Consider the following 20,075-nt stretch of genomic DNA (forward strand, 5'->3'; position numbering starts at 1 on the left):
GACTTCATGACTGTGGCGCTGGCTGGCCAGCGATTGGGAGTAGTGCATGCGGAAACCTGCCGCCGAAAACGCCGTTGCCGACGAAGCAGCGGGAATGGTGGTCGCCGATCGCAGGATGTCTTTCGCTCTGCCGGGGCTGGTGCTCGCCGGCGTGGCCCTCGTGTGCGCCATCATCACGCTTTTCGTGCTGCTGGGCGTCACGCCAATCGCGCCGACATCGAATGTGGTCATCGCTTCCGTCGTCATCAACTCGATTTTCGTGATCGGCCTGATCTTCCTGATCGGCCGCGAAATCAACCGGCTGCTGAAAGCGCGCAAAAAGGGCAGGGCGGCGGCGCGTCTGCACGTGCGCATTGTCGTCCTTTTCTCCATCGTGGCGATCACGCCCGCAGTGCTCGTCGCCATCTTCGCCAGCCTGACGCTGAATGTCGGTCTCGATCGCTGGTTTTCGCTGCGCACCCAGTCGATCGTCGATTCATCAAGTAATATCGCCCAGGCATACATGATGGAGAATGCCGGTTACCTCCAGGGGCAGACCCTGTCGATGGCGACCGACCTCGACCGCAACCGCGCTCTCTTTTATCTCGACCGCACCGGATTCGTTGATCTTATGACCCGCCAGGCGAAGGGGCGCGGCCTTCTTGGTGCGTTTCTCGTGCAGGAGGATGGCGACGCCGTCGCCCAGGCCGACATCAAGACGGAAAAGCCGCTTCCTGCGATACCGCATGACGCGCTCGAAAAGGCGGCCGCCGGCCAGCCGACGCTGATCCCGCCCGGTATTACCAACCTCGTAGGCGCCATCATCAAGCTCGAAGGCATCAGCGGCACATTCCTTTATACGGTGCGTGCGGTCGATCCCAAGGTGATGGGCGCGATGCGGCTGATGGAAGAGAACCGCGCCGAATACAAGGCCATGGAGGCAGGCCGCGCCCCGCTGCAGATCGCTTTCGCAATTCTCTATCTCGGTTTTGCGTTGATCGTGCTGCTCGCGGCAATCTGGACGGCCATTGCGGTGGCCGACCGTATCGTGCGGCCGATCCGCCTTCTCATCAGCGCCGCAGACAGTGTCGCCACCGGCAACATGCATGTTCTCGTTCCCGTTCGCGCCGTCGATGGCGACGTCGGGCGCCTGTCCCGCACCTTCAACAAGATGGTGTCGGAACTGCGCAGCCAGCAGGAGCAGATCATCGAGGCCAAGGACGACATCGATGATCGCCGCCGTTTCATCGAGGCCGTGCTGTCAGGCGTGACCGCCGCGGTTATCGGCGTTGACGAAAACCGCAGGATAACCATCGTCAATCCGTCGGGCGAAGAGTTCCTCGCACAAACGTCGGAACAGCTCATTGGCGCACAACTCTCCGAGATCGCGCCTGAGATCGAACAGGTCGTCAACGAGGCCAACAGCTGGTCGCGCGGCAACTTCCGCAAGCAGATCAACATTATGCGGCGTGGCAAGGAACGAACGCTGAATGTACAGGTAACGCGCGAAGACGCCCGCGACAGCCGTGACAGCTACGTCATCACGCTCGACGACATCACCGATCTCGTCATCGCGCAACGCTCGACGGCGTGGTCGGATGTCGCGCGGCGTATCGCGCACGAAATCAAGAACCCGCTGACGCCGATCCAGCTTTCCGCCGAGCGCATCAAGCGCCGTTTCGGCAAGCAGATCGACGAAAGCGACCGCGCCGTCTTCGACCAGTGTACGGACACCATCGTCCGGCAGGTCGGCGATATCGGCCGCATGGTGGATGAATTCTCCGCTTTTGCGCGTATGCCGAAGCCAACGAAGGAAAAGTCGGACCTGAGGGCGATCCTGAAGGACGCAGCGTTTCTCCGGGAAATCAGCGCCGCTGACACCAAGTTCACGACGGAGCTGGGTGACACCCCGCTGGAGGGCATGTTCGATGCCCGCATGCTGGGGCAGGCCTTTGGCAACCTCATCAAGAACGCGACGGAAGCCATCGAAGCGGTGGAAGGCGAAAAGCGGCCGGGCAAGATCCTCGTTCGCGCGTCCTTCGACGAGGCCAACTCGCGTTTTGTGGCCGACATCATCGACAATGGCCGCGGTCTGCCGGTGGAAAATCGCCACCGCATTCTCGAACCCTATATGACGATGCGGGATAAGGGCACGGGCCTTGGCCTCGCCATCGTCAAGAAGATCATCGAAGAGCATGGCGGGTATCTGGAACTCCATGATGCCCCGCCGGAGTTCGATCATGGCCACGGCGCCATGATCAGAGTGCTGCTGCCCTATATCGAGGCGGTCGGCGGCGAAAATAACAAGGAAGCAGCATATGGCGTCTGATATTCTGGTCGTGGATGACGAGGCGGACATTCGCGAAATCGTGGCGGGCATTCTCTCCGATGAGGGGCATGAAACGCGTATGGCGTTCGACAGCGACAGCGCGCTGGCTGCCATTTCGGAACGCGTGCCGCGCCTGATCTTTCTCGACATCTGGATGCAGGGTTCGAAGCTCGACGGTCTGGCGCTGCTCGACGAGATCAAGAGCCGCCATCCCGAAATTCCGGTCGTGATGATCTCGGGTCACGGCAATATCGAAACCGCCGTCAACGCCATCAAGCGCGGCGCCTTCGACTTCATCGAAAAGCCGTTCAAGGCGGACCGTCTGATTCTCATTGCCGAACGCGCGCTGGAAAACTCCAAGCTGAAGCGCGAGGTTCAGGAGCTCAAGAAGCGCACGGGGGATGCGGTTGAACTTGTCGGTGCGTCACTTGCGGTATCGCAGCTGCGCCAGACCATCGACCGGGTCGCGCCCACCAACAGCCGAATCATGATTCTCGGCCCGTCAGGTTCCGGCAAGGAACTGGTGGCGCGGATGATCCACAAAAAGTCGTCTCGGGCGACAGGTCCCTTTGTTGCCCTTAACGCCGCGACGATCACGCCGGATCGCATGGAGATTGCACTCTTCGGCACCGAAGGCCTGCCTGGACAACCCCGGAAGGTGGGCGCACTGGAAGAAGCCCATCGTGGCGTTCTTTATCTCGACGAAGTGGGCGAGATGCCCCGCGAGACCCAGAACAAGATCCTCCGCGTGCTTGTCGACCAGCAATTCGAGCGTGTGGGCGGCGGCAAGCGCGTGAAGGTGGATGTGCGCATCATTTCGTCGACGGCCCATCACCTCGAAAGCCTGATCGCCGAGGGCCAGTTCCGTGAGGACCTCTACCACCGTCTCGCCGTCGTGCCGGTGAAGGTACCGGCGCTGTCCGAGCGACGTGAGGATATTCCCTTCCTCGTCGACATGTTCATGCGGCAGATTTCCGAACAGGCTGGCATCCGTCCGCGCAAGATCGGCGACGACGCAATGGCCGTTCTTCAGACCCATGACTGGCCGGGCAACATTCGACAGCTTCGCAACAATATCGAGCGGTTGATGATACTGGCGCGTCCCGAAGGCGGTGAAGCCCCGATCTCTGCTGACATGCTGCCGTCCGATATCGGCGACATGCTGCCGAAGATATCGGCTCAGGGCGATCAGCACATCATGACGCTGCCGTTGCGCGAAGCTCGCGAAATGTTCGAGCGAGACTATCTGGTGGCGCAGATCAACCGATTCGGGGGCAATATTTCGCGAACGGCGGAATTTGTCGGCATGGAACGCTCTGCACTGCATCGCAAACTGAAATCTCTCGGCGTATAAGGGGCCAGGGCTAGGTCGCCGTAACCGATTATCCGTCAGAGAGACAGCATGAGAGTCATCATTTGCGGCGCAGGGCAGGTGGGTTACGGCATCGCCGAACAATTGTCGCGCGAGGACAACGAAGTATCCGTCATCGATACCGCCGCGTCCTTGATAACCGCCATCACAGAGACGCTTGATGTCCGCGGTTACGTCGGCCATGGCGCGCACCCAGACATGCTGGCCAAGGCCGGAGCGGACCAGGCGGACATGATCATCGCCGTGACGCTGCATGACGAAATCAACATCGTCGCCTGCGAGGTTGCGCATGCCTTGTTCAGCGTGCCGACCAAGATTGCCCGCATCCGCGACCAGAGCTATCTTAAGCCTGAATATGCCGATCTCTTCAGCCGGGAAAACATGTCCATCGACGTGACGATCTCGCCGGAAGTTGAAGTCGGCAAGATGGTGCTGCGGCGCATCGCCTTTCCGGGCGCGACCGACGTGGTGCGTTTCGCGGACGACACGGTCTACATGCTGGCCATCGAATGTATGGAGGATTGCCCGGTCATCAATACGCCGTTGCAGCAACTCTCCAGCCTCTTTCCAGACCTCATCGCGACGGTTGTGGGTGTCTACCGGGATGGTTTCCTCAAGGTGGCGCATTCTTCCGAACAATTGCGGGTCGGCGACCTTGCCTACGTCATCTGCCAGCGGCAACACGCCCGCCGCACGCTCAGCCTGTTCGGTCACGAAGAGCAGGAGGCGCAGCGCATCGTTATTGCGGGCGCGGGCAATATCGGCCACTTCGTTGCAAGCAAGATCGAGGAGTTGCAGCCAAAGACGCGGGTGAAGATAATCGAAGCGGATCGCGACAGGGCAGTTGCCGCATCGGAACAGCTCAGCCACACCATCGTCATGCATGGTTCAGCGCTGGACCAGAAAATTCTCATGCAGGCCGACATTCAGGACGCGGACCTGATCGTCACCCTGACCAATAACGACCAGACCAATATCCTGGCTGCGGTCATGGCCAAGCAACTCGGCTGCAAGTCGAACCTCGCGCTTTTGAACAGTTCCTCCTTTCACGAGGTTGCCGACTCGCTCGGACTTGACGCCTATATCAATCCGAGGGCGGTCACCATTTCCCGCGTTCTCCAGCATGTGCGCAAGGGTCGTATTCGTTCCGTCTATGCCGTGCAGCGCGGTTCGGCAGAGGTGATCGAGGCGGAGGCGCTGGAAACGTCACCGCTCGTCGGTCAGTCCTTTCGTGACGTTGAAATGCCCGAAGGCGTCCGTATCGGCGCGATATATCGCGATGGCGTGGTCATCCGGCCGGACGGGAGCACCAAGATCAAGGCGAAAGACCGTGTCGTACTGTTCGCCTCCGCCGACGCGGTGCGGGACGTGGAACAGCTTTTCCGCGTTTCGATACAATATTTCTGACTGTTTCGACGGCAGAAAACGGGTCAATACTCGTACCCATTCGGCTGTTTTCGCCGTTGCCGAACAAGACACGATTTGATACCAGAGTTTGAGGTCGGCCAAACGGGGGACGAGATTTGGCCGGCTTATTATTGATTGATTATTTTCCGGTATCCCTGCCGGCAAAAAAGAAAGAAGCGGCGCCATGGCGGAACGTTCTCAAAACCTTCAAGATCTTTTCCTCAACACCGTACGCAAGAAAAAGATTTCACTGACGATCTTCCTGATCAACGGTGTGAAGCTCACGGGCGTGATAACGTCCTTCGATAATTTCTGCGTTCTGCTGCGCCGGGACGGTCATTCGCAGCTGGTTTACAAGCATGCGATCTCGACCATCATGCCCGGACAGCCGCTGGAACTCGAAATCGAAGAAGGTCCGGACCGCTCGCAGAATCTTCAGGATCTGTTCCTCAGCACGGTTCGCAAGAAGAACATTGCGCTGACGATCTTCCTGATCAACGGTGTCAAGCTCACGGGCGTGGTCACGGCTTTCGACAATTTCTGCGAGCTTCTGCGTCGCGACGATCACGCACAGCTTGTCTACAAGCACGCTATTTCGACCATCATGCCGGGTCAGCCGATGCAGATGTTCGAAAACGAAGAAGGCGCTGCACGCGAGGCGTCCTGACCTTCTCGTCTTAATGGAACCAGCCGCGCCGGGAACTTATTTGCCGCTGGGCGGTTGCTTCCTATTGACGTCCGCGCCGGCGCGGACGAATTCCAACCGTCTTTCCCGATGAGGACTGCCATTTCGACCCGCGACACCTCGAACGAATCGATCATTCCCGAGCAGGAAAAACACCGCGACGACATGCGCGCCGTGGTTCTTGTGCCGGTCCTGAAGCAGCGCGACACCCGCGACGCGGCTGCATTACCTGCCGCGGCTGGCCGCTCGGTCGAGGCGAAGCTTGAGGAAGCGAAGGGGCTAGCGCTCGCCATCGATCTCGAGGTGACCCAGGGGCTCATCGTCGCGGTCAACCAGCCACGCCCGGCGACATTGTTCGGCACCGGCAAGATCGAGGAAATCGGTCATCTTCTGGATGAAACCAATTCCGGCCTGGTCATTGTCGACCATCCGCTGACGCCGGTGCAGCAGCGCAATCTCGAAAAGCATTGGAATGCCAAGGTCATCGACCGAACGGGCCTGATCCTGGAAATCTTCGGGCGCCGAGCCTCCACCAAGGAGGGTACGCTGCAGGTCGATCTTGCGCATCTGAACTATCAGAAGGGTCGCCTCGTTCGAAGCTGGACACACCTTGAACGCCAGCGCGGTGGCGCGGGCTTCATGGGCGGCCCTGGTGAAACGCAGATCGAGGCTGACCGGCGCCTGCTTCAGGAACGCATCGTCAAGCTTGAGCGGGAACTGGAGCAGGTGGTGCGAACCCGCCAGCTTCATCGCGCCAAGCGCCGCAAGGTGCCGCATCCGATCGTGGCGCTGGTCGGGTATACCAATGCCGGCAAGTCGACGCTGTTCAACCGCATTACCGGTGCGGGCGTTCTGGCCGAGGACATGCTGTTCGCCACACTCGATCCGACATTGCGGCGCATGAAACTGCCGCACGGCCGCACGGTGATCCTGTCTGATACGGTCGGCTTCATTTCGGATCTGCCGACACATCTGGTCGCGGCTTTCCGTGCGACGCTGGAAGAAGTGCTGGAAGCCGATCTCATCCTGCATGTCCGCGATATGTCCGATCCGGACAATGCCGCGCAGTCGGCGGATGTGCTGCGTATTCTCGGCGATCTCGGCATTGACGAAAAGGAAGCCGAGCACCGTATCATCGAGGTCTGGAACAAGGTTGACCGCCTCGATCCGGAAGCCCACGACGCCATCATGCAAAGAGCCGAAGGCAGCGCCAATATTCGTGCTGTCTCTGCGATCACCGGCGAGGGCGTCGATGCCCTGATGGACGAGATTTCGAAACGCCTCTCCGGTGTCCTGACGGAGACGACCGTGGTCCTGTCCGTTGAACAATTGCCGCTGATTTCCTGGGTCTACAGCAATTCCATCGTCGACGGGCGGGAAGATCACGAGGATGGTTCGGTTGCCCTCGATGTTCGCCTGTCCGAAGCGCAGGCCGCAGAGCTGGAACGCAAGCTCGGGAAGACGACCACACGCGAGCGGGAGGACTGGGAACGCTGAGCGCTCCCGGCCGCCCCTTATTCCAAGTCATTATTCCGCGCAAAGCCGAGAGTTGACGTTTGCTGAAACGTCTTACGCCGCAGACCAGACCGCCAGTTCATATCCATCGGGATCGGTAAAATGGAACCGGCGTCCGCCGGGAAAGGCGAAGATTGCGACGGTTATCTCGCCACCCGCCGCCGCCACCTGCCGCTGGGCATCGTCGATATCAGCCGCATAGAGAATAACCAGCGGTCCACCCTTCGCGGAAACCGGCGCCGTGGTGGTAAAACCGCCGGTCAGGCGGCCGTCGGAAAATTCGCAATATTGCGGACCGTAATCCTTGAAAGACCAGCCGAAAGCGCCGCCGTAAAAGGCTTTGCTGCGCTCAATATCGCTCACGTTGAATTCGACATAGTCGATTCGCCGGTCGTTGCCATTTTCCGTCATCATTTACTCCATCACGTCTCTTCGAGCAGCGCCTTCAAGGCTTCGAGATCGGCTGTGACAGCCCTCGCATCCCCGTTGAAATCCTCGTCCGTCATCCCCTCAAGACGAAGCAGCGTGAAACTGACCTCGGCGCCACCGCCGTTCGGGGTCACCCTGAGCGCGTTATAGACCTTGAGGCCATCGGGCAAGGTGACGACGTGATCCACGACCCCGAATTCGTTTGCTGGCGCAAAATTCACCCTGACCTCGCCGAGTGGTCCGCCTTCGGCGATCCAGTCTTGGCCATCCGGCCTGAGGCCACCTGCCAGTCCGGCAGCCCAGCGAGCCATGTTGTTCGGATCGGAAACGAAGTCATAGACGTGACTCCACGGCTTCTCGATAGACAGATGAATGATTCTCGACTGCATGACAGACATTTCATCCTCCTCGTGCGGCACGCTCCTCTTGCTGCGCCACTTTGTCGTCACTTGATGCAAGTCAAGGATGTTTCACCGCAGAGATGGGAGAAAGCAAGGAGATAAAAACCGGACTCCTATCATGAACATCTATCGCGCCGGACAGGAACGCCCGCAGCAGCCCGTTGAAAGGCTGGACGCGGAGGCCGTCAATTCCGCAAAAACGCGCAAACCGCTTTACGAAGCACGCAGGAAAATTTTTCCCAAGCGCGCGGAAGGTCGGTTCCGGCGGTTCAAATGGCTTGTCATGCTCGTCACGCTCGGCATTTATTATCTCACGCCGTTCCTGCGTTGGGACCGTGGCCCCTATGCGCCCGATCAGGCAGTATTGATCGATATCGCCAATCGACGCTTTTATTTCTTTTTCATCGAAATCTGGCCGCAGGAATTTTTCTTCGTCGCGGGATTGCTGGTCATGGCGGGGTTGGGGCTGTTTCTCGTTACCTCCGCCGTGGGACGTGCATGGTGCGGTTACACCTGTCCCCAGACAGTGTGGGTGGACCTGTTTCTCGTCGTCGAACGGGCGATCGAGGGTGACCGAAATGCACGCATGAAGCTGGACGCCGCGCCCCTTACAGTCGGCAAATTCCGCAAGCGAGTGTTGAAGCACGCGATCTGGCTGGTGATTGGCGCCCTGACCGGCGGCGCCTGGATTTTCTACTTCGCCGATGCGCCGACGCTGGCGCGGGAATTCGTCACCGGCCAGGCGCCCATGATTGCCTATTCGACCGTCGCCATCCTCACCGCCACGACCTATGTCTTTGGCGGGTTGATGCGGGAACAGGTCTGCACCTACATGTGCCCTTGGCCACGCATTCAGGCGGCGATGCTGGATGAGAATTCGCTTGTCGTCACCTATAACGACTGGCGCGGCGAGCCACGCTCACGGCACGCCAAAAAGGCCGCCGCAGCGGGGGAGAGCGTCGGCGATTGCGTCGATTGCAACGCTTGCGTCGCGGTCTGTCCCATGGGCATCGACATCAGGGACGGGCAGCAGCTGGAATGCATCACCTGTGCGCTCTGCATCGATGCCTGCGACGGGGTGATGGACAAGATCGGCAAGCCGCGTGGCCTGATCGCCTATGCCACGCTTGCCGAGTATCAATCCAACATGGCGCTCGCGACCGGCAACGGTCAGCACGCAATCCGCCCAGCCAACGTGCGTGAGGAAGACGGCAAGTTCAGCAAGCGCGTGCGCCACTTCAACTGGCGCATCATCTTCCGTCCGCGCACGCTGCTTTATACTGCCATCTGGGCGGCTGTCGGCATCGGCATGCTGTCTGCGCTGGTGACGCGCGAGCGGCTGGCGCTCAATGTTCTGCACGACCGCAATCCGCAATATGTGCTGGAATCGAACGGATCCATCCGTAACGGCTACACCGTGCGCATCCTCAACATGGTGCCGCAGCCGCGCACAATGAGCCTGACCATCAATGGCCTTCCTGATGCCGTGATGAAGATAAACGGTATGCCCGATGCGGCCGCGCGTGCCTTTGAGGTGACGGTGGAGCCGGATGAAGCGACGACGCTGAAGGTCTTCGTCACCCGGCCGGGCGGGCGCGTCGCTCGGGCCGCGGAAAATTTCGAGTTTATCGTCAGCGATACGGGCGGCCATGAGACGGCCCGCTATGACGCTGTTTTCAACGCTCCGGGAGCGACAAAATGACCGTGAACAATCGTCACACGTCCGGTTTCACTTTTACCGGCTGGCATATGCTGGGCGTCATGCTGCTGTTTTTCGGCACCGTCATCACCGTCAACATGGTGATGGCCTGGAACGCGGTCAACAGCTGGAGCGGGCTTGTCGTGCCGAATACCTATGTGGCCAGCCAGCAGTTCAACGCGAAGGCGGAAGCAGCCAAGGCGAGGGCGGCGACCGGCATCAAGGGTAAACTTGCGGTGGACGAAAGGACGGTCCGCTACGAGGTCTTTCATCCCGATACCGGCCCGGTCGATACCGATCAGGTGATCGCGCATTTTCGCCGGCCCGTCGGGGAGCGCCAGAATTTCGACATGGAGCTGACCCCGGTTGCCAAAGGGGTCTTTACCGGCCCGCATGACATGCTGCCGGGTCAGTGGATCGTAGAAATTACAGCCGTCAAGAACGGCCGGATCATCGTGCACGAGGGTACGCGGATCGCCGTTGTCAGGGGGCGCCAATGAGCTGTTGTGCACCGGGGACGGAAGGATCGCTGCAGCTTGCCGATCCGGTCAATCCACCGTCGTCAGAGGAGCTGATGCTGGCAAGCCGTGATCTCGGGCAGGGTCTCCGCCAGACCGATCTCAGCGTGCCGGATGTTTATTGCGGCGCCTGCATTACCACCGTGGAGAGCGCGCTCGGCCGCTTGCCGCAGGTGGAGCGGGCGCGGTTGAACCTTTCGTCCAAGCGTGTTGCGATTGTCTGGAGACAAGAGGTCGAGGGTGTCAGGACTGATCCCGCCGACCTTGCCCGCGCCATTCTGGCGACGGGATACCGCACGCATCTTTTCGCCAGTGGTCAGGACGCTTCCGACGCGTTGCGTTCGCAGCTGATCAGGGCGGTTGCGCTATGCGGCTTTGCCTCGGCCAATATCATGCTTTTGTCCGTTTCCGTCTGGTCCGGGGCGGATGCGGCGACGCGCGACATGTTTCACTGGATTTCGGCGATGATCGCCGCCCCGGCGCTGATCTACGGTGGGCGTTTCTTTTATCAGTCGGCCTGGAGCGCGCTGAAACACGGCCGCACCAACATGGACGTGCCGATCGCACTGGCCATCACGCTGTCCTATGCCGTTTCGCTGTGGGAGACGATCCACCACGGTGAACATGCCTGGTTCGATGCGACGGTGTCGCTGCTGTTCTTCCTGCTGATCGGCCGCACGCTCGATCACATCATGCGCGACAAGGCTCGTTCGGCGATTGCCGGGCTCGCCCGGCTCTCGCCACGGGGCGCGACCGTCCTCGGTGAGAACGGAACACGCGAATACCGCCCGCTTGCTGATATCGAGCCGGGAATGTCGATTGCGATAGCGGCAGGAGACCGTGTGGCGGTGGACGCGGTGGTCGAGAGTGGCAGCAGCGATCTCGACATGTCGATCGTCAATGGTGAAAGCGCGCCACGGCGGGTTGCGGCGGGTGACAGCCTGCAGGCGGGTACGCTGAACCTTACCGGTTCGCTGGTGGCCCGGGTGACCGCCTCGGCCAGGGATTCATTCCTGTCGGAGGTCATCAGTCTGATGGAGGCGGCCGAAGGTGGGCGAGCGCGTTACCGCCGTATTGCCGACCGGGCCGCAAGCTATTATTCGCCCGTCGTCCATCTTCTGGCGCTTGTGTCGTTTCTCGGATGGGGCTTCTTCGGTGGCGACTGGAAACAGGCGATGCTGATCGCCATCGCGGTTCTCATCATCACCTGCCCCTGCGCGCTCGGCCTTGCCGTTCCCGTCGTGCAGGTGGTGGCCGCGGGAAGGCTTTTCCGGCACGGGATCATGGTCAAGGAAGGGTCGGCCATGGAGCGACTGGCGGAGATCGATACCGTACTGTTCGACAAGACCGGCACATTGACCATCGGCAGGCCGCGACTGGTCGAGACGGGCGAGGTGAAGCCCGCCACCATGGCAATTGCGGCAGGACTTGCTGCCCATTCCCGCCATCCCCTCTCAAAAGCTCTGCATGCCGCCTACAGCGGCCCTTTGCCGGCGTATGAGACGGTGCATGAAATCCCGGGTTCGGGCGTCGAGGCGAAGACTGATGTGGGAACCTATCGGCTCGGCAACCGCCGTTTCGCGTGCCCGGATGATGAGGGTGCCGACAACGGCAATGCGCGGTCGGAGGTGGTGTTGTCACTCGATGGCCGCCTTCTGGTGAGCTTCGGTTTCGATGACAATCCGCGCGCAGGTGCGGCTGCGGCATTGCGCAGCCTGTCGGTGCGGGGTTTGGCTCAGGAGATCGTTTCGGGTGACCGGGCAGCAGCTGTCAGCGCCATGGCCGACCGGCTGGGGATCGCCAACTGGAGCGCGGACCTGTCGCCGAAGGACAAGGCGGCGCGTTGCGCCTCGCTTGCCGGGGAAGGGCACAAAGTCCTGATGGTGGGAGACGGTATCAACGATGCGCCGGCGCTCGCCGCCGCACATGTTTCTGTGGCGCCCGCCACCGCGGCCGATATCGGCCGGCAGGCCGCCGATTTTGTTTTCATGCAGGAGGACCTCGATGCCGTGCCTTTCGCGATCGAGACATCGCAGCAGGCCGGAAAGCTCATCCGGCAGAACTTCGCGCTTGCCATCGGCTATAATATCATTGCTGTGCCGATCGCGATTGCTGGTTATGCGACGCCGATGATCGCGGCCATCGCCATGTCGACATCGTCGCTGATCGTCGTCGCCAACGCATTGCGCCTCGCCGGATCCGCCGGTCGTCGGAATGAACCAGAGACCGGGTTTGCGGGCGAGGGGGCGCAACTGGCATGAACATGCTGATCTATCTCATTCCCGTTGCGCTGCTATTAGGCGCACTCGGACTTTTTGCCTTCCTCTGGTCGGTGCGTTCGGGCCAGTATGAGGACATGGATGGGGCCGCCTGGCGGGCGCTGGACGATGGTGATAACCGGCCGCGATCCTCGATTTCGAATGGGCCATGACCTGCCGCAAATATGCAAAGCTGATTTGCGTCATCAAAATTTAATCGTTTCAGTCACGCCCAGCCTTGCCGTTTGGTGATTACAGTGCCACAACACGACCACCAAAAAGCAAGATGGAGGCACATCCGTGGAACAGGCAGAAATCGGTTTGATCGGTCTCGGCGTCATGGGCTCTAACCTGGCGCTCAACATCGCCGAAAAGGGCAACAAGATCGCCGTATTCAACCGAACCCCTGAAGCGACGAGAAAATTCTACGCTGAAGCCGGCGAGTTGCAGGGACAATTGATCCCTTGCGAAACCATCGAGGAATTCGTTGCCGCCATTCGTCCTCCGCGCCCGATCATCATCATGATCAAGGCTGGCGATCCGGTCGACCAGCAGATGGAAATCCTGAAGCCGCATCTTTCGAACGGCGACATCATGATCGACGCGGGCAATGCGAATTTCCGCGACACGATCCGCCGTTTCGACAATCTGAAGGACAGCGGCCTCACCTTTATCGGCATGGGCGTTTCGGGTGGCGAAGAGGGCGCGCGTCATGGACCGTCCATCATGGTTGGCGGCACCGAGGACAGCTGGAAGCGCGTCGAGAAAGTGCTCACCTCCATCTCGGCCAAATATAATGACGATCCGTGCGTGGCATGGCTCGGCAATGATGGTGCTGGCCACTTCGTCAAGACCATCCATAACGGTATCGAATATGCCGACATGCAGATGATCGCGGAAATCTACGGCATCCTGCGTGACGGTCTGAAGATGAGCGCTGCCGAAATCGCCGATGTGTTCGGTGAATGGAACAAGGGCCGTCTTAATTCCTACCTGATCGAAATCACCGAAAAGGTTCTGCGCGCCGCCGATCCGATCACCGGCAAACCGATGGTCGATCTGATCCTCGACAAGGCCGGCCAGAAGGGCACCGGCAAATGGTCCGTCATCGAGGCGCAGAACATGGGCGTCGCCGCAACCGCCATCGAAGCGGCCGTGGCTGCCCGTATTCTCTCCTCGCAGAAGGATGAGCGCGAAGCTGCCGAGAAGATCTTCGGCCTTCCGGCCCTTGCAGCCGCACCGGCCGACAGGAAGGCCTTCATCGCCGATCTGGAAAGCGCGCTTCTGGCCGCCAAGGTCGGTGCCTATGCGCAGGGCTTCGCCATCATGTCGGCCGCTTCGAAGGAGTTCAACTGGAACCTGCCGATGCCGACGATTGCCCGCATCTGGCGCGCCGGCTGCATCATCCGCTCGGAGTTCCTCGATGAGATCACCTCGGCCTTTACCAAGGATCCGCATGTGGCCAACCTCATCGTGACGCCGGCTTTCTCCGCCGTCGTCAAGGAAACCGATGCGCCGCTGCGCCGCGTCGTTTCTTACGCTGCCCTGTCGGGCCTGCCGGTTTCGGCGCTGGCTTCCGCCCTTGGCTATTTCGACGCCTATCGTCGCGGCCGCGGCAGCGCCAATCTCATCCAGGCGCAGCGCGACTTCTTCGGCGCGCATGGTTTCGAACGCACCGACGGCGTGGACAAGCCGCATGGCCCGTGGGGCAGCGGCGCCGATATTTTCTGATCGGCCATTGGATAAAGATAAAGGCCCGCGCAAGCGGGCCTTTTTCATTTCACCGGTGCTTGGAATTAGCGAGCGGCGGCAAGGCCGACGATCAGGCCGCTGACGGCATTGATGAGCAGGAACTGGTTGTCAACGCGCACCCAGCGCTGGTCGCGGCGCGGTTCGGCCAGGCGGTAACGGCGATAATCGCGACGATCGACGAAATGACGACGCTCTGCTGGCGAGAGGCGCTGACCACGATCCCAGCGGTGCTTCTTGACGATGACCTTTTTCGTGACATGACGCTCGACGGTGACGCCGCGGTGGCGATCATCGTGACGGCCCTGCGCCTGAGCCATCGGGGCCGCGAGAACGGTTGCAGCCAGAAGAATGGTGACGAACTTTTTCATGGAAGTTTCCTCTCGTGTTTCAATGAGAAGAACTTACGAATAAACGAATGAACGGAAACTGAATTTAAAATTACAATTATGTAATGGTTGTTAAGGCTTAGAGGCGGAAGTTAATCTTTTGTTTTGAAGTTTCTTGACGCGGTCGGACCGCCCGGAATAACCGGGCGGTCTCTCCTCGGTCAGACGCGTTCGGCAGATTTTGCCCAGAGGTTGATATCCGCGTCCTTGGCATAGCGGTCGATTTCAGCGAGTTCTTCGGTCGTGAAATCCGGTTTGTCCAGCGCTTTCACACAGTCTTCAACCTGCTCGACGCGGCTGGCGCCGATCAGCGCCGAGGTGATGCGACCGCCACGCAGCACCCAGGCGATGGCCATCTGCGCCAGTGTCTGGCCGCGGCGTTCGGCGATGCCGTTCAGCGCACGGATATTCTCGACATTACGTTCGTTGAGGAAAGCCGGGTTCAGCGACTTGCTCTGCGATGCGCGGCTGCCATCGGGCACGCCGCCGAGATATTTCGTCGTCAGCATGCCCTGCGCCAGCGGCGAGAAGACGATGGAGCCAATGCCTAGTTCCTCCAGCGTATCAACGAGACCATCTTCTTCAATCCAGCGGTTGATCATCGAATAGCTCGGCTGGTGGATGATGCAGGGCGTGCCGAGGTCCTTCAGGATGGCAGCTGCCTCGCGGGTGCGCTTCGAATTGTAGGAAGAGATGCCGACATAAAGCGCCTTGCCCGAACGCACGATCTGATCGAGCGCACCACAGGTTTCCTCAAGCGGCGTGTTGGGATCGAAACGGTGAGAATAGAAGATATCGACGTAATCCAGCCCCATGCGTTTCAGGCTCTGGTCGCAGGAGGCGATAAGATATTTGCGGCTGCCCCATTCGCCGTAAGGGCCTGGCCACATGTTGTAACCCGCCTTGGAGGAGATGATCATCTCGTCACGATAACCCCGGAAATCCGTCCTCAGGATTTCGCCGAAGGCGGTCTCGGCGCTGCCGGGCGGCGGGCCATAATTGTTGGCGAGGTCGAAATGGGTAATGCCGAGATCGAAGGCACGGCGGCAGATGGCCTGTTTCGTCTGATGCGGCGTATCGTTGCCGAAATTATGCCAGAGTCCCAGCGAGATCGCCGGCAGTTTCAGTCCGGTCTTTCCGCAATAATTGTATTTCATGGACGTGTAACGGTTTTCGGCCGGTTGCCAAACCATGGGTCTTCCTCCACTTGCTGATGATCGGCTGCCGAAGAACCCGGCAACCATTTGAACTGATGAGGGCAGGCCGCGACGCCTGTCTTCCCGAACAGGATGGTTATGCCTTTCTCCGCGTCGTTTCAATGCGGGGACTGGCAGCCATGAAGATCGAAGACACGGAAGTGCGGCTGTCCGCCGCCCGCTTTCGGGGTGAAGATGATACGCCGCGTTTCGCCGGCGGCGAGATCGAAAAGGTTGTCGGAATAACGCCCGGGCTGATCTGCCTCCAGCATGACGAAGAGCGCAAGCCCGCTTGCGGTGACATCTATTTCGAACTGCCCGTTTTTCAGTGAGCTGGTGGTGAATGTCAGACCGGCGGGCAGAAGTTCCAGCGCTTTATAGGTGTCGCGCACATGGTGGCCTTCCCCGGTCATGCCGTTGGAGGCGATGAAGCTCCAGGCAAGGATGGTGCCGTCAGGCAGGCTGCTCATGTCGATGTCGGTCAGCGTAGCGGCCTTGTCGGTCGTGCAGGTGCCGTTGGCGGATTTCAACGGCACTCGGTTGCCGTCCATAGTCAGGGCAACGATATTCATGTCGATCTCGACGTCTTCCGCCGTGTCGTTCACCATGGAGAAGTTTATTCGGCGTCCATCCTCCGCAGGGATAGCCGAAACCGTTACTGGCTGGAAGAAGCGGCGGGCGGCATAATGCAGCGCCTTCCAGCCGCCGCCATAATCGAGGCTTGACCACGAGGCGACCGGCCAGGTGTCGTTCAGCTGCCAGTATAGCGTTCCCATGCAATGCGGCTTCAGCGAGCGCCAGTAATCGACGGCCGTGCGGATAGCCAATGCCTGCTGGACCTGGCTCAGATAAACGAAATTCTCGAAGTCCTTTGGGAAGCGGAAGTAGCGGAACATCGTACCGGCGATCCGCTCGTTGCCGCCGGCATTTTTCTGGTGCAGTTCGATGACGGGGGAGGCGATGTTCATGTCCTTGTCTTCCGCATAGGTGCGGATGACCGGCATGGAGGTGTAGGACTGGAAACCGAATTCCGAGCAGAAACGCGGCTTCACCGAACGGTAATTGTCGAATGACTTGTTCTCGTGCCACACGGACCAGTAATGCATGTCGCCGGAACCATCCGCGTGCCAGGCATCGCCATAATCGAGATAACCGGAGGCGGGGCTTGATGGCCACCACAGGGCTTCGGGAGCGGCCTTTTTCAGGGCCTTTTCAATGGTGCGGTTCAGTCGGTCATAAGCCACAAGGTATCGGTCGCGATTGTTGCGGGACTCATCGAACCAGGTCAGTGCACCCACCAGCTCGTTATCGCCGCACCAGAGCGCGATGGAAGGATGCGAGGAGAGGCGTTTCACCTGATAATCAACCTCGTGTTCGACATTATCGAGAAAGTCCTCGCTGCAGGGATAAAGATTGCAGGCGAACATGAAGTCCTGCCACACCAGCAGGCCAAGATGGTCGCAGAGATCGTAGAACCAGTCTTCCTCATAAAATCCGCCGCCCCAGACCCGGATCATGTTCATGTTAGCCTCGACCGCGGAGCAGAGGAGGTCTTCGGTCTTTTCCCGGCTGGTGGGCGAATAGAGCGCATCTGCGGGAATCCAGTTGGCACCGCGGCAGAAGATTTCCCGGCCGTTGATGCGGAACGCGAAGCGGCTGCCAGCCTCATCCTTATCGGTCAGAAGCTCGATGGTCCTGAAGCCGATCTGCCGGGTCACAGTCTCATCGGGCAGCTCAACCATCAGCGTGTAGAGCGTCTGCTCGCCACTGCCGGCCGGCCACCAGAGCTCCGGATTTTCCACGAAGAAGACGTGACGCACCACGGTTTCGCCTGCGCCGACGCCGCAATCGAGCCTCAGCCTTTCATCGTTGAGAGACAGATAAACCGGCAGGCTTGCCGGTCCCTCGGCAAAGAGGGTGACGGCGACATGCAGCTCGACGCCGCCGTCGATATGGCGCTGTGAGGTAACGACATGCTCGATCCGGGCCGTATCGAGCCGTTTCAGCAGGATTTTGCCGTAAAGCCCGAGTGGCGCGATCGCGATGTTCCAGTCCCAGCCGAAATGGCATTGCGGCTTGCGCAGCATATTGCCATTGGCGATGGGCGAATTCCCCGGGTGATAGGGTATATAAAACGGCTGGCGCGCCTGCCGCTCCGCCCCGGCGGTTATATTGGAGTGGAAATGGATGCGAATGGTGTTTTCACCGGGGCGCACTGCACGGGAAATGTCAGGGCGGTAGCGACGGAAGCAATTGTCCGCGCTGAGCACCGGAACGTCGTTCACGAAGACAATCGCGACGGTGTCGAGATAGTCGATGTCGAGATACCAGCTTGCGTCCGCCTCATCGAGGATGAACGTTCGCTCAAGAACCCAGTCCTGTTGGGCCACCCATTGCACGGCCTTTTCATTGGCTCCGTGGTAGGGTTCTGGAATGATGCCCGCATCTTTGAGTGCCGTATGGATATCCCCAGGGACGGTAAGCTCGGTCGTATGATCTCTGTCCACTGATGTCAGACGCCAGAGCCCTGCCAGATCGATGACGGTTTCGGGCGTGGAGGAAGAAATCATGACGGAACCCTGCATTTATGAATTCAAATAAGAAAGCCGGCATTGTGATGCAGGCTTGTGTCAGAATCTGGGGAGGATGGACGCCGCAAGTGGCTAACCGCCCGCTTGCTCGGTCTCATGATACCCTCCCTTCGGCAACGTTACCGTAAAACCTCCATTCCGTCATGTCTTTCAGGTACAACATATGTCAGGAAAAATTTCTGGAACGGAGCATCAATCGCGGCCGGATGGATCGGTCTAAAGGTTATTTTATTTTTCGATATTATATCAATAAGTTATTATAATTTTTCAATGTTTATGATTAAATCATATATTGGCTACGCAGCCATCACGGGCGGGCGAGAGAAAAGCGCAGTAAGAACCGGACATTTTTTCGAGCTACATCGTTATAGCCCAAACAGGGGCTCCCGCGCGGAAAGCGGATCCCGGTTGAGGACCTTTGCCTTTGCAACGACGTAAAAGCTATCTATGATCACCGTTCGGTCAAGCATGGCGAAATGACATGAACGATACTGGTAAATCCGGCGGGAGCGAAGCGCCCGTGACGACGGGCGAGCGCCCGACCCTGAAGACCATCGCTTACATGACGGGCCTCGGCATCACCACCGTTTCGCGCGCTCTCAAGGATGCGCCTGATATCGGCGCGGAGACCAAGGAGCGCGTGCGGCTGATTGCCCGCCAGATCGGCTATCAGCCAAACCGCGCCGGCGTGCGCCTTCGCACCGGCAAGACCAATGTGATTGCCCTCGTTCTCAGCGTCGATGAAGAGCTGATGGGTTTTACCAGCCAGATGGTGTTCGGCATCACCGAGGTTCTGTCCTCGACCCAATATCATCTGGTCGTAACGCCCCATATCCACGCCAAGGATTCCATGGTGCCGATCCGCTACATTCTCGAAACGGGATCGGCGGATGGCGTCATCATTTCGAAGATCGAACCTAACGATCCGCGAGTCCGTTTCATGACGGAGCGCAAGATGCCCTTCGTCACCCATGGACGTTCGGACATGGGCATCGACCATGCCTTTCATGATTTTGACAATGAAGCCTACGCCTACGAAGCGGTCGAGCGATTGGCTCAATGCGGACGCAGGAAGATCGCCGTCATCGTGCCGCCGTCACGTTTTTCGTTTCACGACCACGCTCGCAAGGGGTTTAATCGGGCAATCAGGGATTTCGGCCTTACCGAATTTCCGTTGGACACCGTTACAATCGAAACGCCGCTGGAAAAAATCCGCGATTTCGGTCAGAGGCTCATGCAGTCCGATGATCGTCCCGATGGCATCGTTTCGATCAGTGGCAGCAGCACCATAGCGCTGGTGGCCGGGTTCGAGGCCGCGGGCGTGAAAATCGGAAAGGACATCGACATCGTCTCGAAACAGTCCGCCGAATTCCTGAACTGGATCAAGCCGCAGATCCATACCGTCAATGAGGATATCAAACTGGCGGGCAGGGAGCTTGCGAAAGCCCTTTTGGCCCGCATCAACGGCGCGCCCGCGGAAACTCTGCAGAGTATCAGCCGCCCGGTCTGGTCCTCCATGGCGCCGAAGCCTTAAGGCACACGCAAGACCGAGCCGGCA

General features: G+C 59.5%; 16 protein-coding genes and 1 pseudogene. 12 read left to right on the plus strand and 5 right to left on the minus strand.

What is annotated here, in order from left to right; translation table 11 throughout:
• Positions 1 to 46 precede the first annotated feature (46 nt).
• From EYD00_RS05325 to hflX, 6 genes and pseudogenes are all read left to right on the plus strand, one after another.
• Positions 47 to 2,308 carry a sensor histidine kinase NtrY-like gene (locus EYD00_RS05325; RefSeq protein ID WP_004441659.1) on the plus strand — a complete coding sequence of 754 codons (2,262 nt, stop codon included), beginning with the start codon at positions 47 to 49 and terminating at the stop codon, positions 2,306 to 2,308.
• A complete protein-coding gene (gene ntrX / locus EYD00_RS05330) occupies positions 2,298 to 3,662 on the plus strand; it encodes a nitrogen assimilation response regulator NtrX (protein ID WP_004441661.1) in 1,365 nt (454 codons plus the stop codon). The genes EYD00_RS05325 and ntrX overlap by 11 nt, the downstream gene beginning before the upstream one ends.
• 48 nt (positions 3,663 to 3,710) lie before the next feature.
• Positions 3,711 to 5,087 (plus strand): Trk system potassium transporter TrkA, encoded by a 1,377-nt coding sequence (trkA, locus tag EYD00_RS05335; protein ID WP_004441664.1) that lies wholly within the window; start codon positions 3,711 to 3,713, stop codon positions 5,085 to 5,087.
• Positions 5,088 to 5,271: 184 nt separating this feature from the next.
• Positions 5,272 to 5,487 (plus strand): annotated as a pseudogene (gene hfq / locus EYD00_RS26165) (RNA chaperone Hfq); the annotation flags it as partial.
• Entirely contained in the window at positions 5,464 to 5,754 is a 291-nt protein-coding gene (gene hfq, locus EYD00_RS26090; RefSeq protein ID WP_197483846.1) for an RNA chaperone Hfq, read from the plus strand. The pseudogene hfq (EYD00_RS26165) and the gene hfq (EYD00_RS26090), both read left to right, overlap by 24 nt.
• Positions 5,755 to 5,862: 108 nt before the next feature.
• Positions 5,863 to 7,269 carry a GTPase HflX gene (gene hflX, locus EYD00_RS05345; protein ID WP_004441669.1) on the plus strand — a complete coding sequence of 469 codons (1,407 nt, stop codon included), beginning with the start codon at positions 5,863 to 5,865 and terminating at the stop codon, positions 7,267 to 7,269.
• 72 nt (positions 7,270 to 7,341) lie between these two features.
• On the opposite strand, the gene EYD00_RS05350 is transcribed toward hflX, so the two are convergent.
• Both EYD00_RS05350 and EYD00_RS05355 read right to left on the minus strand, forming a co-directional pair.
• Entirely contained in the window at positions 7,342 to 7,698 is a 357-nt protein-coding gene (locus EYD00_RS05350) for a VOC family protein (protein ID WP_004441672.1), read from the minus strand.
• Positions 7,699 to 7,709: 11 nt separating this feature from the next.
• On the minus strand, positions 7,710 to 8,114 hold the full coding sequence (locus EYD00_RS05355; RefSeq protein ID WP_004441675.1) for an SRPBCC family protein: 405 nt from the start codon (positions 8,112 to 8,114) through the stop codon (positions 7,710 to 7,712).
• A gap of 121 nt (positions 8,115 to 8,235) precedes the next feature.
• Here EYD00_RS05355 and ccoG point away from each other — a divergent pair, with 121 nt between their 5' ends.
• From ccoG to gnd, 5 genes are all read left to right on the plus strand, one after another.
• A complete protein-coding gene (gene ccoG, locus EYD00_RS05360) occupies positions 8,236 to 9,819 on the plus strand; it encodes a cytochrome c oxidase accessory protein CcoG (protein WP_004441679.1) in 1,584 nt (527 codons plus the stop codon).
• Entirely contained in the window at positions 9,816 to 10,316 is a 501-nt protein-coding gene (locus tag EYD00_RS05365) for a FixH family protein (protein ID WP_004441680.1), read from the plus strand. The genes ccoG and EYD00_RS05365 overlap by 4 nt, the downstream gene beginning before the upstream one ends.
• Entirely contained in the window at positions 10,313 to 12,595 is a 2,283-nt protein-coding gene (locus tag EYD00_RS05370; protein ID WP_004441681.1) for a cation-translocating P-type ATPase, read from the plus strand. The genes EYD00_RS05365 and EYD00_RS05370 overlap by 4 nt, the downstream gene beginning before the upstream one ends.
• Positions 12,592 to 12,765, plus strand: coding sequence for a cbb3-type cytochrome oxidase assembly protein CcoS (gene ccoS, locus EYD00_RS05375; RefSeq protein ID WP_004441684.1), 174 nt, complete (start codon positions 12,592 to 12,594; stop codon positions 12,763 to 12,765). The genes EYD00_RS05370 and ccoS overlap by 4 nt, the downstream gene beginning before the upstream one ends.
• A 127-nt stretch (positions 12,766 to 12,892) precedes the next feature.
• Positions 12,893 to 14,323 (plus strand): NADP-dependent phosphogluconate dehydrogenase, encoded by a 1,431-nt coding sequence (gene gnd, locus EYD00_RS05380; RefSeq protein ID WP_004441685.1) that lies wholly within the window; start codon positions 12,893 to 12,895, stop codon positions 14,321 to 14,323.
• A gap of 65 nt (positions 14,324 to 14,388) precedes the next feature.
• On the opposite strand, the gene EYD00_RS05385 is transcribed toward gnd, so the two are convergent.
• The 3 genes from EYD00_RS05385 to EYD00_RS05395 form a co-directional block, all read right to left on the minus strand.
• The gene (locus EYD00_RS05385; protein WP_004441687.1) at positions 14,389 to 14,712 is read right to left on the minus strand and encodes an RcnB family protein; all 324 of its coding nucleotides are present in this window, start codon (positions 14,710 to 14,712) and stop codon (positions 14,389 to 14,391) included.
• 179 nt (positions 14,713 to 14,891) lie between these two features.
• Positions 14,892 to 15,923: an L-glyceraldehyde 3-phosphate reductase gene (mgrA, locus tag EYD00_RS05390; protein ID WP_004441690.1), complete on the minus strand. Its 1,032-nt coding sequence runs from the start codon at positions 15,921 to 15,923 to the stop codon at positions 14,892 to 14,894.
• A gap of 122 nt (positions 15,924 to 16,045) precedes the next feature.
• Entirely contained in the window at positions 16,046 to 18,511 is a 2,466-nt protein-coding gene (locus EYD00_RS05395; RefSeq protein WP_034495716.1) for a beta-mannosidase, read from the minus strand.
• Between the two features lie 487 nt (positions 18,512 to 18,998).
• Here EYD00_RS05395 and EYD00_RS05400 point away from each other — a divergent pair, with 487 nt between their 5' ends.
• Positions 18,999 to 20,051 carry a LacI family transcriptional regulator gene (locus EYD00_RS05400; RefSeq protein ID WP_034495714.1) on the plus strand — a complete coding sequence of 351 codons (1,053 nt, stop codon included), beginning with the start codon at positions 18,999 to 19,001 and terminating at the stop codon, positions 20,049 to 20,051.
• The last annotated feature ends 24 nt before the right edge of the window (positions 20,052 to 20,075 follow it).

Source organism: Agrobacterium sp. 33MFTa1.1 (assembly GCF_004328495.1).
In the GTDB taxonomy this organism is placed as follows: Bacteria; Pseudomonadota; Alphaproteobacteria; order Rhizobiales; family Rhizobiaceae; genus Agrobacterium; species Agrobacterium pusense.

What these genes read in the sequence shown, in the direction of transcription:
- ccoS (WP_004441684.1), top strand. Translation starts at nt 12,592, where the DNA reads ATGAACATGCTGATCTATCTCATTCCCGTTGCGCTGCTATTAGGCGCA.
- hflX (WP_004441669.1), top strand. Translation starts at nt 5,863, where the DNA reads ATGAGGACTGCCATTTCGACCCGCGACACCTCGAACGAATCGATCATT.
- EYD00_RS05370 (WP_004441681.1), top strand. Translation starts at nt 10,313, where the DNA reads ATGAGCTGTTGTGCACCGGGGACGGAAGGATCGCTGCAGCTTGCCGAT.
- ccoG (WP_004441679.1), top strand. Translation starts at nt 8,236, where the DNA reads ATGAACATCTATCGCGCCGGACAGGAACGCCCGCAGCAGCCCGTTGAA.
- EYD00_RS05395 (WP_034495716.1), bottom strand. Translation starts at nt 18,511, where the DNA reads ATGCAGGGTTCCGTCATGATTTCTTCCTCCACGCCCGAAACCGTCATC.
- EYD00_RS05325 (WP_004441659.1), top strand. Translation starts at nt 47, where the DNA reads ATGCGGAAACCTGCCGCCGAAAACGCCGTTGCCGACGAAGCAGCGGGA.
- mgrA (WP_004441690.1), bottom strand. Translation starts at nt 15,923, where the DNA reads ATGGTTTGGCAACCGGCCGAAAACCGTTACACGTCCATGAAATACAAT.
- hfq (WP_197483846.1), top strand. Translation starts at nt 5,464, where the DNA reads ATGCCCGGACAGCCGCTGGAACTCGAAATCGAAGAAGGTCCGGACCGC.
- trkA (WP_004441664.1), top strand. Translation starts at nt 3,711, where the DNA reads ATGAGAGTCATCATTTGCGGCGCAGGGCAGGTGGGTTACGGCATCGCC.
- EYD00_RS05365 (WP_004441680.1), top strand. Translation starts at nt 9,816, where the DNA reads ATGACCGTGAACAATCGTCACACGTCCGGTTTCACTTTTACCGGCTGG.
- EYD00_RS05400 (WP_034495714.1), top strand. Translation starts at nt 18,999, where the DNA reads ATGAACGATACTGGTAAATCCGGCGGGAGCGAAGCGCCCGTGACGACG.
- EYD00_RS05350 (WP_004441672.1), bottom strand. Translation starts at nt 7,698, where the DNA reads ATGACGGAAAATGGCAACGACCGGCGAATCGACTATGTCGAATTCAAC.
- EYD00_RS05385 (WP_004441687.1), bottom strand. Translation starts at nt 14,712, where the DNA reads ATGAAAAAGTTCGTCACCATTCTTCTGGCTGCAACCGTTCTCGCGGCC.
- ntrX (WP_004441661.1), top strand. Translation starts at nt 2,298, where the DNA reads ATGGCGTCTGATATTCTGGTCGTGGATGACGAGGCGGACATTCGCGAA.
- EYD00_RS05355 (WP_004441675.1), bottom strand. Translation starts at nt 8,114, where the DNA reads ATGTCTGTCATGCAGTCGAGAATCATTCATCTGTCTATCGAGAAGCCG.